11 protein-coding genes, 1 pseudogene and 1 riboswitch are annotated in these 14,348 nt (G+C 58.5%); of the genes and pseudogenes, 2 read left to right on the top strand and 10 right to left on the bottom strand.

Features of this window, described 5'->3' with window-relative positions; all coding sequences use genetic code 11:
• Positions 1–180: 180 nt before the first annotated feature.
• From metE to X750_RS149150, 10 genes and pseudogenes are all read right to left on the bottom strand, one after another.
• A complete protein-coding gene (gene metE, locus X750_RS149110) occupies positions 181–2,532 on the bottom strand; it encodes a 5-methyltetrahydropteroyltriglutamate--homocysteine S-methyltransferase (RefSeq protein WP_023747666.1) in 2,352 nt (783 codons plus the stop codon).
• 92 nt (positions 2,533–2,624) lie between these two features.
• Positions 2,625–2,827, bottom strand: a riboswitch (cobalamin riboswitch).
• Between the two features lie 280 nt (positions 2,828–3,107).
• A pseudogene (locus tag X750_RS01000000163010) lies at positions 3,108–4,126 on the bottom strand (transposase).
• A 184-nt stretch (positions 4,127–4,310) separates the two neighbouring features.
• Positions 4,311–5,189 (bottom strand): DUF4231 domain-containing protein, encoded by an 879-nt coding sequence (locus X750_RS149115; RefSeq protein ID WP_023747663.1) that lies wholly within the window; start codon positions 5,187–5,189, stop codon positions 4,311–4,313.
• A complete protein-coding gene (locus X750_RS149120; RefSeq protein WP_023747662.1) occupies positions 5,186–5,596 on the bottom strand; it encodes a TIR domain-containing protein in 411 nt (136 codons plus the stop codon). Before X750_RS149120 ends, X750_RS149115 begins: the two co-directional genes overlap by 4 nt.
• A 450-nt stretch (positions 5,597–6,046) precedes the next feature.
• Positions 6,047–6,901 (bottom strand): pentapeptide repeat-containing protein, encoded by an 855-nt coding sequence (locus X750_RS149125; RefSeq protein ID WP_023747661.1) that lies wholly within the window; start codon positions 6,899–6,901, stop codon positions 6,047–6,049.
• 953 nt (positions 6,902–7,854) lie between these two features.
• On the bottom strand, positions 7,855–8,847 hold the full coding sequence (locus tag X750_RS149130; RefSeq protein WP_023747659.1) for an adenosine kinase: 993 nt from the start codon (positions 8,845–8,847) through the stop codon (positions 7,855–7,857).
• 106 nt (positions 8,848–8,953) lie between these two features.
• Positions 8,954–10,129: a methionine adenosyltransferase gene (gene metK / locus X750_RS149135; protein WP_023747658.1), complete on the bottom strand. Its 1,176-nt coding sequence runs from the start codon at positions 10,127–10,129 to the stop codon at positions 8,954–8,956.
• Positions 10,130–10,182: 53 nt separating this feature from the next.
• Complete coding sequence (gene glyA / locus X750_RS149140; protein WP_023747657.1) at positions 10,183–11,520, bottom strand: serine hydroxymethyltransferase; 1,338 nt, start codon at positions 11,518–11,520, stop codon at positions 10,183–10,185.
• 27 nt (positions 11,521–11,547) lie between these two features.
• A complete protein-coding gene (locus tag X750_RS149145) occupies positions 11,548–11,877 on the bottom strand; it encodes a winged helix-turn-helix domain-containing protein (protein ID WP_245271867.1) in 330 nt (109 codons plus the stop codon).
• A 263-nt stretch (positions 11,878–12,140) separates the two neighbouring features.
• Positions 12,141–12,485 (bottom strand): recombinase family protein, encoded by a 345-nt coding sequence (locus tag X750_RS149150; protein ID WP_023747655.1) that lies wholly within the window; start codon positions 12,483–12,485, stop codon positions 12,141–12,143.
• 397 nt (positions 12,486–12,882) lie between these two features.
• Between X750_RS149150 and X750_RS149155 the strand changes: the two genes are divergently transcribed.
• The gene (locus X750_RS149155; protein ID WP_023747653.1) at positions 12,883–13,185 is read left to right on the top strand and encodes a hypothetical protein; all 303 of its coding nucleotides are present in this window, start codon (positions 12,883–12,885) and stop codon (positions 13,183–13,185) included.
• Entirely contained in the window at positions 13,182–13,658 is a 477-nt protein-coding gene (locus X750_RS149160; RefSeq protein WP_023747652.1) for a type II toxin-antitoxin system VapC family toxin, read from the top strand. Before X750_RS149155 ends, X750_RS149160 begins: the two co-directional genes overlap by 4 nt.
• The last annotated feature ends 690 nt before the right edge of the window (positions 13,659–14,348 follow it).

Raw genomic sequence — 14,348 nt, 5'->3', positions numbered from 1 at the left:
CCCAAGGACCAATACTATAGCGTGGTGTCACATTTATATTTCTGCGGGATGAGGACACGTGCCGAAGGAAAATTGCACATTTTCGCCGTGTGGCTTATTTTCAAGAGTGTGATCGGGTTGGCATATTCCCGGCCGACATCCGCCGGCCGGCAACTCCCCACACGGTGAGGGAGAGAAGCCTCACGCCTGCACTTTCTGCCGGAGCGCGCGCGCTGCAGCGACCATGTTCATGAGGGCAGGGCGGACCTCCTCCCATTTGCGTGTTTTGAGGCCACAGTCCGGGTTTATCCACAGTTGTCCGTCGGACAGTCGCTCGCGGGCAAGCATGACTAAGTCCGAAATCTCGCCGACTTCCGGGACGCGTGGTGAGTGAATATCATAAACGCCGGGACCGATTTCGTTCGGATATTTGGAGCTCGTGAAGGCGTCCAACAGCTCCATCTTCGAGCGCGACGTCTCAATCGAAATGACATCCGCATCCATTTCAGCGATCGCGTGAATGATCTCGTTGAACTCCGAATAGCACATGTGGGTATGAATTTGAGTCGCGTCCTTTACACCCGTTGAAGCGATCCGGAAGCATTCGACAGCCCAGTCGAGATAGACTTTCCAGTCAGATTGGCGCAGTGGCAATCCTTCGCGAAACGCGGCCTCATCGATCTGGACCATCCTTGCGCCGGACCTTTCGAGATCCGTCACTTCGTCGCGGATGGCGAGCGCGATCTGGCGGCAGGCTTCGGAGCGGGGTACGTCGTCGCGAACAAAAGACCAGTTGAGAATGGTGACTGGGCCTGTGAGCATTCCCTTCACGGGCTTTTCCGTAAGCGACTGGGCGAATTGCCACCAGCGCACTGTCATCGGATTGCGCCTCGATACGTCGCCGAAAATGATGGGGGGACGCACGTAGCGCGACCCATAGCTTTGTACCCAGGCATGCTGGGTGAGCGCGAAGCCGGACAACTGCTCGCCGAAATGCTGTACCATGTCGTTTCGCTCGAACTCACCGTGCACCAGCACGTCCAGCCCGATCTCTTCCTGCCAGCGAATTGCAGCCTCGATCTCCTTCTTCAGGAACGTCTCATAGTCGACATAGCTCAGCTGGCCCTTCGCATGAGCGGCCCGCGCCTTGCGTACCTGCGGCGTCTGCGGGAAGGACCCGATGGTCGTCGTCGGGAACGGCGGCAGCCCGAGTGAGCCGGCTTGGACTCTGGAGCGCTCGGCAAAAGCGCTCTCTCGTCGCTTCGCGCTGTCGTCAATGCTAGCGATCCGCCCCTGAACAAGCGGGTCATGGATCCTCGTGGATGTTACGCGCGTGGCGGTAGCCTCGGCAGACGCTTTCAACGCGCCAGCCACCGCATCTCTGCCTTGGGACAGGGCCCGGGCCAGCAACACCAATTCGTCGGTCTTCTGGGCCGCGAAGGCGAGCCACGAGCTGATGTCTGCGTCGAGTTCCGTCTCCATGCGCAGGTCGATCGGCACATGCAGCATCGAGCAAGAAGGCGCGATCTCGACACGGTCCAAGGGCCAGCCGGCGACGATCGGTTTGATGCGGTTGAGAATGGCGGGCAGGTTCGCACGCCAGACGTTGCGGCCGTCGATCAAGCCAAGCGAGAGCACCAGATCCTTCGGAGCGAGCCGACCCACCGTTTCCAGCTGCTCGGGAGCGCGCACGAGATCAATATGCAGCCCGGCCAGGGGCAGAGAAACCGCGGTTTCGAGATTGTCTCCCAGATGCCCGAAATACGTAGCCAGCATGATCTTCAGCTCGGGCGCGGCTTTCGACAGCTGGCCATAGGCGAACTCGAACGCAGCTCGTTCGTTGGAGTTCAGATCGAGGACAAGCGCTGGCTCATCGATCTGCACCCAGTCGGCTCCCGACAGCTTCAGCCTCTGCAGGAGTTGCTCGTAAACAGGCAGCAGCCGCGGTAGGAGTGCGATAGGATCGAACCCTTCGGCAGGCGATTTCGCCAGCTTGAGGAAGGTGATGGGTCCAAGGATGACTGGGCGTGTGTGAATGCCGAGAGCTTTGGCCTCGAGGAAGTAATCCACGGGTCTCGTCGACGAGAGGGCGAACGTCTGATCATCATCCAGTTCCGGCACAATGTAGTGGTAGTTTGTGTCAAACCACTTGGTCATTTCCATCGCGGTTACACCGGGCCCATGAGCCGCCTCCTGGTGACCAGCGTGTGCACAATCCTCCGTCTGACCCTGGTTGCCGCGCGCCATCGCGAGGTAGATGTCAAGTGGGACCTCGCCGCTATTCCAGCCGTAACGGGAGGGAATGGCGCCGACCATGGCTGCGGTGTCGAGCACATGGTCGTAAAGCGAGAAGTCGTTTGACGGTATTTTCGACACGCCGCGATCGCGCTGCTCTTCCCAGCTAGCGGCACGGAGCGCCTTCGACGTCGTGAGAAGGTCGCGAGCGGACGATGTTCCGGACCAGTAGCTTTCAAGCGCGAATTTCAGTTCTCGCCGACGACCGAAGCGCGGCACGCCGAGCGTTGCTACAGGAATTTGCTGAGAGACAGTCATGTCATACCCCGATGGTTGGGGGCGTCGGTGACAAGGAAGGCGCTAGCAGGCCCGGCACGCCGGATTGCAGCGGCCACCGAGACACCCCGCCCGTGGACGTGATTCGTCGTGGCAGGTCTCCTGGCTCGCGGGGTCATAGCCTCTACCCGTCTTCCCGAGGGTATTCGCCTCAGTGACATGAGTGGGGTTGGCTCGCCGCTAACAGTTGCGGGGGCAGCGCCGGCATCGCACCGGCTTCCCTCTTAGCTCCGCTGCGGCAGCGCCGCACGCGAGAACCACGACACGCCAGACAATCACAGCAATCCCTTCTCTTGTCAATGGCGCATAACGAAATGTTTATGTGGTTATGTCCTGGCGCTTTTACGCTTATCTAACATTGTGAAACATGGAGTCGTCCATTTGCCGGCGCTGCACCGCTGCCCCATTGTCCAACTAATGGAGGCCGTGCGGAGCACAACAGGACTTTAACCTCAACCTGAAAAGCGCTACCGCTCAAAGGACGCTGGTGATCCGCGAGCGCCGAGCCAACGGTTGTGTGCGTCAAGTTCTGCAAAATGGGGCGGCCATGATGCTGGTTATGCGGCTTGGCGCAGAGCGAGCTTCTTGTGCTCGCGCAGGTCGTCCATATTGATGTATCGGTTGGCCTCCATCCAGTTTTCATTGGTCTCGACGGCCAACGCCCTGACCAGGCGCAGGCAGCTTTCGGTATTGGGGAAGATGCGCACGACATAGGTGCGCCGGCGGATTTCCTCGTTGAGCCGCTCCAGCATGTTGGTGGATTTGAGATGCTTGTGGTGCCGNGACATAGGTGCGCCGGCGGATTTCCTCGTTGAGCCGCTCCAGCATGTTGGTGGATTTGAGATGCTTGTGGTGCCGTCTCGGCAGTCTGAAGAAGGTCAGGGTTTGTTCGATGGCATCCTCGGCCCAGCCTGTCAGGCGCGGATAGCGTGCCGACGATTTGGCAAGCCATGCGGCTTCGGGGATCACTCGCCGATCACTGCCACCAGGCCGGCGTGATCGTCGGACACTGCCAACTCGACGCCCTTGAGGCCGCGCGCCTTGAGGCCGACGAGGAAGTCCCTCCAGGCCGAGCGGCTCTCGCGATTGGCCATCTCCAAGATCGGAAGAGCGTCGTGNACACCGGCTTCACGCACCTTCTCGTAGCACGCATCGAGGATGAGGTAAGGAAACGGCTCTTGAAGGGGGCGCCTGGCAAAGGCAGCGAGGCTCTCGTCCAGCCCCTTGTTGATGGCCGAGATCGACGAGGCCGAGAAGGCATGGCCGCACAGTTCTTCCGTGATCGCCTTGACCTTGCGGGTCGACACGCCCTGGACATACATCTCCGCCAGCGTCGCACCAAGGCCCGCTCGGAACGCTGGTAGCGCTCGAACAGCGCGGTGGAGAAGCGCCCGGCACGGTCCTGCGGAACCCGCAGCTCGAGCTTGCCGACCCGCGTCACAAGGGTGCGGCCGTAATAGCCCGAGCGATAGCCAAGCCGTTCGGGCGTGCGCTCGCTCTTCGAGGCACCCAGCGCCTCGTCCATCTCGGCNGTGACGTGAACAATCACCAGCCTGCCATGACCGCCCCCTCTCAGCGAATTTGCAGAACTCTCAGCACACTACCGAGCCAACACCGAGGCTGCGGAAGGTGTGCGGGATGAGCCCAACCGATTTCGCGGTGCGGTAGGCGTCACGAGTCATTGGCGTCTCTTGCCTAAGCCGGTTCGTTGGATTCTGCCCTCTCGACGAATCCACAATTCGAAGGCAGCAGGCAAGGAATCACTGTGTCTGTTGACGGGCTACCCAATGCGTATGTTCTCTCGAAAAGGCTTGTTCGGCTTCGTTCACAAAGTCCGAGAAAGCAGCCTCTGATGCGACTTCCATAACGCGTCCCTGTATGATCCCAATCTCGTGGGCCGTTAAAGTGTATGAAGACGAAAGCTCGTTGAATTTTTTTACTTGGGTCCAACCCACCATACTCGAAGCTAAGACGATTAACGGCTCTATAGGCCAAATCGCCAGGACAGGGTTGGCTATCCGTAGCAAAACAAGTCCGATGGCAATGACGTATGCAGTTATACCAGCGAACATCCAAGCTCGACTCGCTTTTTTGTTTTTGCTCGCCTTAACTGCATACCAAGAGCGTTGCTCACGAATCCGATGGGTATCGTAGTACGATTTTCGATCATCCAGCGACAGAGCACGCGTCGCCTCCATCGAGACCGTAATCTGGTCGTTGGCGGCTTCGTCTGGCGGGATTCGACTTCCAATATGGTGGTTGGCATCAAGGATCGCGAGCAAATAATTTCGGAACTCCGCCCTTCGAACCGCAACTTTGTCGGCATCGCCGAACGGTTCCGCCCGCATGCAGTAGCGCCAGCATGAGGTCTTAATGGACTCTGCAAGTGCTCGGCCTTTGTACCAGTCTTGCTCAGGCTTCTTTAAACTGCGAGTGATTAAAACTCCCAGCGAAATCAAGAAAACAAAGGCGTATCCAGCAAAGTAAAGGGGCGTTTGACTCAAGTCGAGAGAAAGGATTGCCGCGACCAGGAGCAACATGTACTCAGCTCGAATGAGCCATAGGAACTCACTTTGCGAGCCAGCGGAGAGCTGGCTCGCAGCACGATATAGCGCAGGGTAATCGAACTTTATTGTCAAGGTACAAGACGACGAATTGCTGCGACAATGGAGGCCGAATTCCAAGCGACCATCTCATCAGCATAGTCAATTACGGACTGCGGCGTTCTCTGCTCCCCCCACCGTTTGATTCCTAAAATCGGCTTGCCGAGGGACCTTGCAAACTCCATCTCGAACTGAATCCAGTCACTGTGGTTAACATACATCCCGGAGACAATCACCACGCACTGCACGGGTCGGATTTGGCGCCTCATCGCTTCGGCGAGTTCGGCTTTGCTCATACGTGGGAACGCGTCGTCCACGGGAACGGAGTAATTTGTCCACTCGAAGTTCGACGCATCGTTCAAAAACCTTACCGCACGTTCGTACCGCTCACTGTAGCTCCACGCGTGGCTGATAAAGAGCCGATGGTTGTGTAGATATGGCACGACAGCATCCTTTGAAAAGCGCAAGAAATATTAGGTATCGGTCAAATAGCCGCATAAGTCCCGTTTAGCACGTGCCGCGCAGCGGTCAATGCTCCTGGCCTTTTCTTGCCCCCTGAAGTATCTTTTGCGGTGGAAATCGATCCCTAGCAGCCGCACCTGACGCCGAGGCGGTTTTGAAAATGGTTCGAGCGCTCCTAAAGACGTTCTACGAAAAAACCGGAACCATGAAGGACGTGGTCAACACTGGGGACTTTTTGTTGACAGCCTACGGTGCCGCATCTCTGTTATTACGGCGCGGGAATTGCCGGGCTGTTGACGTATGCCGGAATCACTCGATAGCGATCAGGGGTATCATTGCGCGTGCGGAGTGACGGTGTCGCCCTTAACTGCGGTTTACAAAATCAACTTAGTTCCCGCCACTCGACCCTCTGCAGCGACTTGAAGAACGGGTTAGCCCTTGGATTCTTTCGGGACGGCCGTAACAACTACCGGCGGGGTACTATCAACCACGACATGCACTAGCGTGTTCAGTTTCTCACGCACACCTTCATCGAAAAAACAGGTCTCAAGCCCTTTGGTCCCGCTAAAATTCACAAATTCGAGACCCTTGGCATATCTGAAATCGGCATTTAGTAAATTGGCGTTGCGGAAGCTTGCACCTGCTAGCTCGGCATCTTCGAATGGCGGAGCGTACACCTGGGCCCGGTTCTGCGGATCGTCATCTATCACCTCAAACCAATCATCCTCATTCGGCTTGAAGTCCGTCCATTCAAGCGTAGCGCCGTCGAAAGTCGCGTTAACGAGATTTGTTTGAAGAAATCGCAAGTTGGTACCCTTTATCCCGAATAAGGTGCCACCCAGCATGCCTTTTGAGAAAACCACTCCAACGCAATCAGTTGCAGAGAAGTCTACATTGTCGAGTACGGTTCCGAAGTTTGCTAGTCCGCTGATCGAATTCGTATTGAACACCGTGCCGCGCAACTTCGTGATTCTGTTCTGGAAAAACGAGAAGTCACGAAGGGTTATCCCGCGCAGATCAAAGGCGGTCACTCCCAGCTTGGAGAGCCGCCGCAGATTTCCAGCAATTCGCACACGTGACTCTTCAGTGTCCCAGCGTTTGTAGTCGTCTATCTCCTCGCTGTAGCGCTCTATGTGCTGCTTTCGTTCGCGCCGAAGCTCAAACCAGCCGATCAGCAGGACGACAAAGATGATGTCGAATAGCGTTCCCCAAGCTTCGACGTAGACCCCTTGTTCGATGTCACCGACGGAGCCCCCGATAGGACGCAGGTACAGAAGCAGTGCCACCCATGCGACCGCGATACCGATAGGAGGCGCATATGGCCCAATTGCATTTCGGAACGAAATCCATCTGCGCCTCCACTTGTTGCGGCGCAGTCGCCAACGGAACTTCTGTCGGTCCCACCAACTCACAGCTTAACCCCGTCGTCGTGCCCCAGACACCATATCGATCAACAATACGCCAGGATAGTCACAGGGTCGGTATCTTGGCACCCATATAATCGGGGGACACTAAAAGGAACCTTGACGGGCCGCACTCCACCGGGTCTCCGCCATCGGCGACAACCATCTGGTCGAGTTATAATCCGCAGATGATGCCGTTGCTTCATTTCGTACCTTTTGGTACCTTCGACAACAAGACCGGCGCAATAACATCAATAGCTTAGAACACGGCGGTGCGTTTCCGAGAGGGCGGGGTAGTCCCTTTCCGCCCGTCAGGGATCGTTTTTGTCGCAATCCCTTCCTCGTTGCCCTCGACGATCCCAAAATCGTGGAAGCCAGACCGCGATGCGGATGTGTGAAATACCAGCTAGGCGAGCACTTCCTAATATCCGCGGAATGCCGGGCTTCACATCCGGCGCCTCGTCGAGATTGACGAAGATGAAGCCTTGCTGCCAATTCCGCTGGTCCCATACCAATGGCTAACCAGTCTGCCCGCATTCGACATCGTGGGACGTGATCGCAAGTCAAGTGCTCCGACGGACGCCGCGAGTTCTCCGTTACCTCAGGAACCTTACTGGCCTTCCCCAAGCTGAGCTTCTGGAAAATGCCGGTGGCAATCTCGAAGACGGTGAATGCCGTCAAGGCAAGCCCGCCTTGCACCGCCTTCCAGCGAGCTTCACGGCAGCAGCATCGGTCAGTTCTCCGAAGCGAATGGCTGTCGCTATCAGCGAGCTTTGACACAGTTCCGCCACTGCGATGATCGCGTCGGTAGGGCAGCTGGTTAGTTGCCCGCGCATCTACAGCAACCCAGCCCGTTCCGCCTCGCGGCGCAAATTCTGCCGCGGCCTGGGGCCGATCTGCTGGATCACCAATCCGGCCGCCAGTGAGCCAAGGTCGCCGCAGGTCTGCAGGTCGCGGCCTTGCGTGTAGCCATGCAGGAAGCCTGCGGCATAGAGATCGCCGGCGCCCGTCGTGTCGACCAGTTCCTTGATCGCGGTCGCCTTGATGACCACGGTCTCGTCGCCGCGCACGATCACTGAGCCCTTTTCCGAACGCGTCACAGCGGCGATCCGGCAATCCTTGCGGATCTGTGCCAGCGCCTCGTCGAACGACGATGTCTGGTAGAGCGACTTGATCTCGTGGCTGTTGGCAAAGACGATGTCGACCGTGCCAGAGCGCATCAGGTCGAGGAACTCGTCGCGATAGCGGTCGACGCAGAACGAATCCGACAGTGTCATCGACACTTCGCGGCCCGCCGCATGCGCCAGCTTGGCCGTCTGCCGGATTGCTTCCTTGGCCCGCGGCGGGTCCCACAGATAGCCTTCGAAATAGGTGACCTTGGCGCCAGACGCCTTGTCGGCCTCGACATCCTCAGGGCCAAGCTCGACGCAGGCGCCGAGATAGGTGTTCATCGAGCGTTCGCCGTCGGGGGTGACGAAGATCATCGAGCGCGCCGTCGGCGGCTCGCCCATGAGCGGCCTGGTGTCGAAGGCGACGCCCTGCGCATGGATGTCGTGAGCGTAGATTTCGCCCAGCGCGTCATTGGAGACCTTGCCGAAGAAGGCGGCGCGGCCACCGAAGCTGGCGACGCCGGCCGCTGTGTTGCCGGCACTGCCGCCGGACGCCTCGATCGCCGGACCCATGCGGCTGTAGAGCAATTCGGCGCGCTTTGTGTCGATGAGATTCATCGCGCCCTTGATAATGCCGTTGGTCTCGAGGAATTCCTCGTCGCACTGGGCAATGATGTCGACAATGGCATTGCCGATGCAAAGCACGTCATAATCCGGCATCAATGTCTCCGCTTGGGAACCCGCCAGCTCTGTTGCCACGCGGGCCGGGCGCGGGTCTGCCGGTGGAAATGGGCTTTCCGCTTGCCAATCCGATCGCCGGCGGCTCTCACGGGGCGGCGAGTCCTGCCTCGCGACGCAATTCGTCCGCCCTGTCTGTCTTCTCCCAGGTGAAATCAGGCTCTTCACGGCCGAAATGGCCATAGGTCGCTGTATTGCGGTATATAGGGCGTAAGAGATCAAGCATCTTGATAATGCCTTTCGGTCTGAGATCGAACAACTCAAGAATGAGGCGCTCGATCCTGCTTTCCTCAACCCTGGCTGTCCCGAACGTGTTGATCATGACGGAAACCGGACTGGCCACGCCGATTGCGTAAGCAAGCTGCACCTCGCACACGTCCGCAAGTCCGCTGGCGACGATGTTCTTTGCGACATAGCGGGCCGCATAGGCAGCTGAGCGGTCAACCTTGGACGGGTCCTTGCCCGAGAAGGCGCCGCCGCCATGACGACCCATCCCGCCATAGGAATCGACGATGATCTTGCGTCCAGTGAGACCGCAGTCGCCGCGCGGCCCGCCGACTACGAACCGCCCCGTCGGGTTGACCAGAATTCTGATGCCTTCCGTCTCCAGGTGGGTCGGCAGGACAGGCTTTATGATTTCCTCAATGACGCCCTCGCGGACAGTCTCTTGCGAGACCTGCTCGTCATGTTGCGTCGACACGACGATGGTATCCAGGGCGACCGGGCGCAACCCCTCATAGCGCACTGAGACTTGGGATTTCATGTCAGGACGCAACCAGCCAAGCTGTTGTGCCTTCCGGACATACGCCTGCCGTTTCGTCAAGCGATGAGCGAGCTGGATCGGCAAAGGCATCAGGGTATCGGTTTCGCGGCATGCGTAGCCGAACATGAGGCCCTGATCTCCCGCTCCCTGCTGGAGGTCTTGCCCTCTTCCCTCGTCAACGCCTTGGCTGATGTCGGGCGACTGCTCTGTGAGGGCATGAACGACGGAGCAACGCCGGCCGTCAAAGCCGACGGCCTCGTCGTCGTACCCAATGTCGAGAATCGTATCGCGCGCAACTTGGCTGTAATCCACCTGCGCATCGCTGGTAATCTCGCCAGCCAGGACGACTATCCCTGATTTTACCAACGCTTCACAGGCGACGCGCGCCTTGGGATCTGTGCGAAGGATGGCATCGAGGATGGCATCCGAGATGTTGTCGGCCAACTTATCCGGGTGCCCCGCGCCAACCGATTCGGAAGAGAACACGAACTGCCTAGCCATGAATACCTCGCTTCGGGTGTTGGATGTAGTATGGGCATTTTGCTTGGCCCACCTTACTTGTCGGAGATGCCCGGGACCTCGAACGCAGCGCACAAGTCGGCAACGTCTCTTCGCACGTGCGCATGGAGGTCTTCGTCATCGGGCCGGCGGAGGACGGAGTCAATGAAGCCAGCAATTTGCACCATTTCCACATCGCGCATGCCCATTGACGTCACTGCTGGCGCCCCCAGGCGAATTCCGCTTGTGACCGCCGGATGCCGCGGGTCGCCTGGCACCATATTAAAGTTTGTGATGATTCCTGCCTTTGCTAGTCGCTCGGCATAGGCCTTGCCCGATAGGGGCCGATCGCGAAGATCAAGGATCAGCATGTGATTGTCCGTCCCCCCGGTCACCAAGTCATAACCTCGCTCAAGCAGTGCATGTGCCAGAGCCTTGGCATTCTTGACCGTCTGTTGGCCGTAGCTTCGGAAGGACGGGTTCGCGGCTTCGTGCAAGGCAACCGCTAGCGCAGCGATGGCATTCATGTGGGGCCCGCCTTGCAGGTGAGGGAAGACCGCCCGGTCTATTCGTCTGGCGAGATTGTATTTGCTCTTTGTATGATACAGGGCCTGATAGCGATCTTCGTTCCTTGACAAAATGAAGCCACCGCGGGGACCGCGGAGCGACTTGTGAGACGTGCTGCTGACCACGTCGCAATGGCCCACGGGATTCGGGTGCGCTCCCGCGGCAATCAGGCCGCTGATGTGCGCAATGTCGGCTACGAGATAGGAGTTCGCTTCCAGGGCGATTTCTGCCATTGCCGCGTAGTCAAAGACACGCGGGTAGGCAGTTCCGCCGACCCAAATGAGCCGCGGCCGTTCCCGCTTGGCTGTCTCGCGCAAGCGGTCATAGTCAATCTGCTGTGTCTTTTCATCTAGACCATAGGGCACGCGTTGATAGTCAGTTCCGGAAAAGTTGATGGCCCAACCATGAGTCAGATGGCCCCCTTCCGGAAGGGGCAAGCCCATGACTTTGTCACCGGGACTCAAAAGCGCACGATAGACAGCCTGGTTGGCCGGCGAGCCGGAATAAGGCTGGACGTTGGCATGCTCGCTGCCAAATAATGTTTTCAGGCGCTCAATGGCCAGATTCTCAAGCTCATCAACGATCTCGTTTCCAGCGTAGTAGCGCGCACCGGGGTACCCCTCGGCGTACTTGTTCGTGAAAATCGAGCCGTTCGCTTCCAGCACGGCCGAGGACGCAAAGTTCTCTGAGGCGATGAGCTTAAGCGTCGTTCGCTCCTGCCGCTCCTGTCTCAGAAGCAGCTCGTGAACGCGCCAATCAACTGCGGCCAAGGAAGACCGCCCGTAGGTGTCGGGCTGATCGATCGTGCCGTCGGCGGAGTTGTCCATGGTAGCTTCGCGCTCCAATTGAATTGACTATTTCACGATCAAGCACGCGGTCCCCTTCGGCCGCGTGTCTCGTACCGCTTCGAGCCGCTGCAGGTCCTGTTTATGATAGCCGTCGCGATGGGGCAGGAGATCAACCAATAATTGAACCAGCCCGCCGTCGTTGGATCCTGCGTTGAGATGGTACGAGCGCCACGGAGGCTGTTCGTTGCAGCAAAGAAAGTCGGCTCTGGCGAGCAGCCGGACGTGTCGCGCAACCCGCTCTCGACACACGCCCAGAATCTCCGCTAGGTCGCAGACAGTTAGGTCCGCATGCGCACAAAGGCCCAGGATTCGAAGACGGTCAGGATGCGCTGCCATGCGTAGGCGACTAATCAGTGTCATCATGGCTCAGGACCACGTCCTACCGAATTTCTCATTTCGCGTTCTCCACAGAAGTTGCAGATTTCGAAGGTTGTCCAACGACCGGACAAATCTCGGTGGCCGTGACGACCGTCGATATCTGTGTCGAACAAACAAATGGGCGCTCTTCTTGCCGTTAGCCGAAATTGCAAGCAGTTCGGCCGGTCGAAGACAAGCGGGGCCAGGGTTTGGAACCACTGACCTCAGACGTTGCAATAAGCCTACCATTCACAGCGAGCCGGAGTTGCTAAGAGTCTATGAATTTCCTTGAAGGATCTGTTGCAACGTTTGCCCAGCCTGGCCTGCTCCCGGTTTGCAGCGGTCATCGTCAGGCGATCCATCGCCTCTGCGAGCACTATCAGGAATTTGCCCTGCATCGCATCGCTGATCAGCTCCTGAAGGCCGGGACGCAACAGCGACGCGCCGCAGATCGCGCGGTGGGTATTGCTGTCGACGACTGTCCAGCCTTGCTTTTCAGCACCCAAGCAGCAGAGCCGCAACTGATCCTCGATCGAGGCGTCTCGGTGATTGTCAGTTGAGTAGCGAGCGCCAAGCGCGACCTTCATGAGGCGGCCCCTTACTCCGGGACGCGGTCTCGCGTCTGGCTATCCGTTTCGGCTTGAACGAAATCCCGTGCGGCCTGTCGCGCCAGCAGCCGGACCAGATTGACGAAGCGTCGATCGGGCTTCGGCGACGCAGGCACAGCCGATTCGCGGGCCGCGCCGGCGACCACACGAAGCTTTTCGGCTGTTGCCGTTTCGGCGCGCTATGATCGCCTTCCTGTCCTGACGCGAAATACTCCGTTTCGCGACAATGATGCCAAGTCACAGTGCTTCGACAAGCTGGAAATTCTTTGTGATCAATAACGCGCGTCGCGCAGGAGCCAGTGCTGGCCGATGACGGGCGACCTTGTGCTCCGAAGAAGCCATGGCTATATATCCGGATAGAGAAGGGAGGCACGCGATGGGCAACACTGCACAGAAGAGAGCCATCGAGAATTATCGGTCTCGCCTGGCTGAGCGCGGCATCGCGCGGTTCGAGATCCTGGCGTTCGACGCAGACCGCGATCTACTGCGAACTCTTGCCCGAAAATTAACGGAGAGCGGGCCGGATGCCCGACAGCTTCGTCGGACCATACAGCAAGCCGTGGCGGGTGAGCCACCGAAAGCGGGCAGCATTCTCGCCGCGTTGCGTCGCTCGCCTCTGGTTGGCTCCAATCTCGACCTCAGCCGGCCGCGCGAAGAGGGGCGCAAGATCGAGCTGTGACGCGCTACCTTCTTCATACCAATATCATCAGCAACGTCATAAAGCCGGCGCCTTCGGGCTCGTTGCTGGCCTGGATGGGCGCGCAGAAGGACGAAGACCTCTTCATTGCTTCGCTTACTGTCGCCGAAATTCGCCGAGGCATCCTAAAGAAGCCGAAGGGGAAAAAGCGCAGCAGCCTTGAAACTTGGTTCGAGGGCTCCGAAGGCCCGCAAGCGCTGTTCGCTGGCCGCGTGCTATCGTTCGACGAGAAAGCTGGCCTCGTGTGGGCGCGGCTGATGGCCAACGGCAAAGCCAGAGGCTGTTCGCGGAGCGCCCTAGACACAATCATTGCCGCTGTAGCCGAAGCCAACGAGTGTGTCGTAGTGACCGACAATGAAAAGGACTTCGAGGACGTTCAGATAATCAACCCGCTCCGTAGCTCTGGAAGCCTAGCGGGTGATGATAGCTCCAACGGTCCGGCCGATTCAACTTGAGGATTTCAGCGGCACGGCGTCCGAACGTCTCGTGTTCGCCTACCTTTTAGCGATGGCTGGATTGATCTTGCTTAGTTCGGCCAGGGCGTCTCTTCCAGTTCCGCTTTAATGCCATCCCGGTTCATCTAGTCAGCTCGATCTACCAACAGTTCGCACGCACGAGCGCCGCGGACAAGGCGCCATCGCAGGGACTGCGCGATATGCGTGTCGAGCTCGTCCATCTTACACTCGATCTCGTCTTCGAAGGCCTCTCGCCAAACGTAGTCGATGCCGCGCGCGGCTCGGGGCCTTCTCATCGAGGCTTTCTCGCGACTGGTCTGGCGCGCTACCAATGGCAAATTCGCCCGCCGGGAACTCGTCGGTCTGTACTCCCAGCTCTGGGCGTCCACATCAACTGCGGAGCTCTTGGCATCGCCGTGTTCTGCCTTTAGCTGGCAGCTCTCGAGCTGGACGAGCAGCCGATCAGCGACACCCGCGACCTCAAGTTCGACCCGGTTAACTCGATAACACCCTATTGGCAGATTCAGTCGGGGAGGATCTGCCCACTCCGATCACAAGCCGATCTTTCGACCCCGTGGTCGGGAATTCTCCATGGACTTCGTGAAGAAGGAATGCAGCGCCGAAAGCCGAAGCGCTTCCGATACATCGACGCCCCTTCCGAGACGGAGCCCCGATTAGGCATTCCTGCCA

Source organism: Mesorhizobium sp. LNJC391B00 (genome assembly GCF_000502535.1).
In the GTDB taxonomy this organism is placed as follows: domain Bacteria; phylum Pseudomonadota; class Alphaproteobacteria; order Rhizobiales; family Rhizobiaceae; genus Mesorhizobium.
Note: the sequence above shows the minus strand (reverse complement) of the source record. Positions and strands in the feature narration are given on the sequence as shown.

Coding starts and splice junctions, on each gene's coding strand:
- metE (WP_023747666.1), bottom strand. CDS start 2,532: ATGACTGTCTCTCAGCAAATTCCTGTAGCAACGCTCGGCGTGCCGCGC.
- X750_RS149130 (WP_023747659.1), bottom strand. CDS start 8,847: ATGCCGGATTATGACGTGCTTTGCATCGGCAATGCCATTGTCGACATC.
- metK (WP_023747658.1), bottom strand. CDS start 10,129: ATGGCTAGGCAGTTCGTGTTCTCTTCCGAATCGGTTGGCGCGGGGCAC.
- glyA (WP_023747657.1), bottom strand. CDS start 11,520: ATGGACAACTCCGCCGACGGCACGATCGATCAGCCCGACACCTACGGG.
- X750_RS149145 (WP_245271867.1), bottom strand. CDS start 11,877: ATGGCAGCGCATCCTGACCGTCTTCGAATCCTGGGCCTTTGTGCGCAT.
- X750_RS149150 (WP_023747655.1), bottom strand. CDS start 12,485: ATGAAGGTCGCGCTTGGCGCTCGCTACTCAACTGACAATCACCGAGAC.
- X750_RS149155 (WP_023747653.1), top strand. CDS start 12,883: ATGGGCAACACTGCACAGAAGAGAGCCATCGAGAATTATCGGTCTCGC.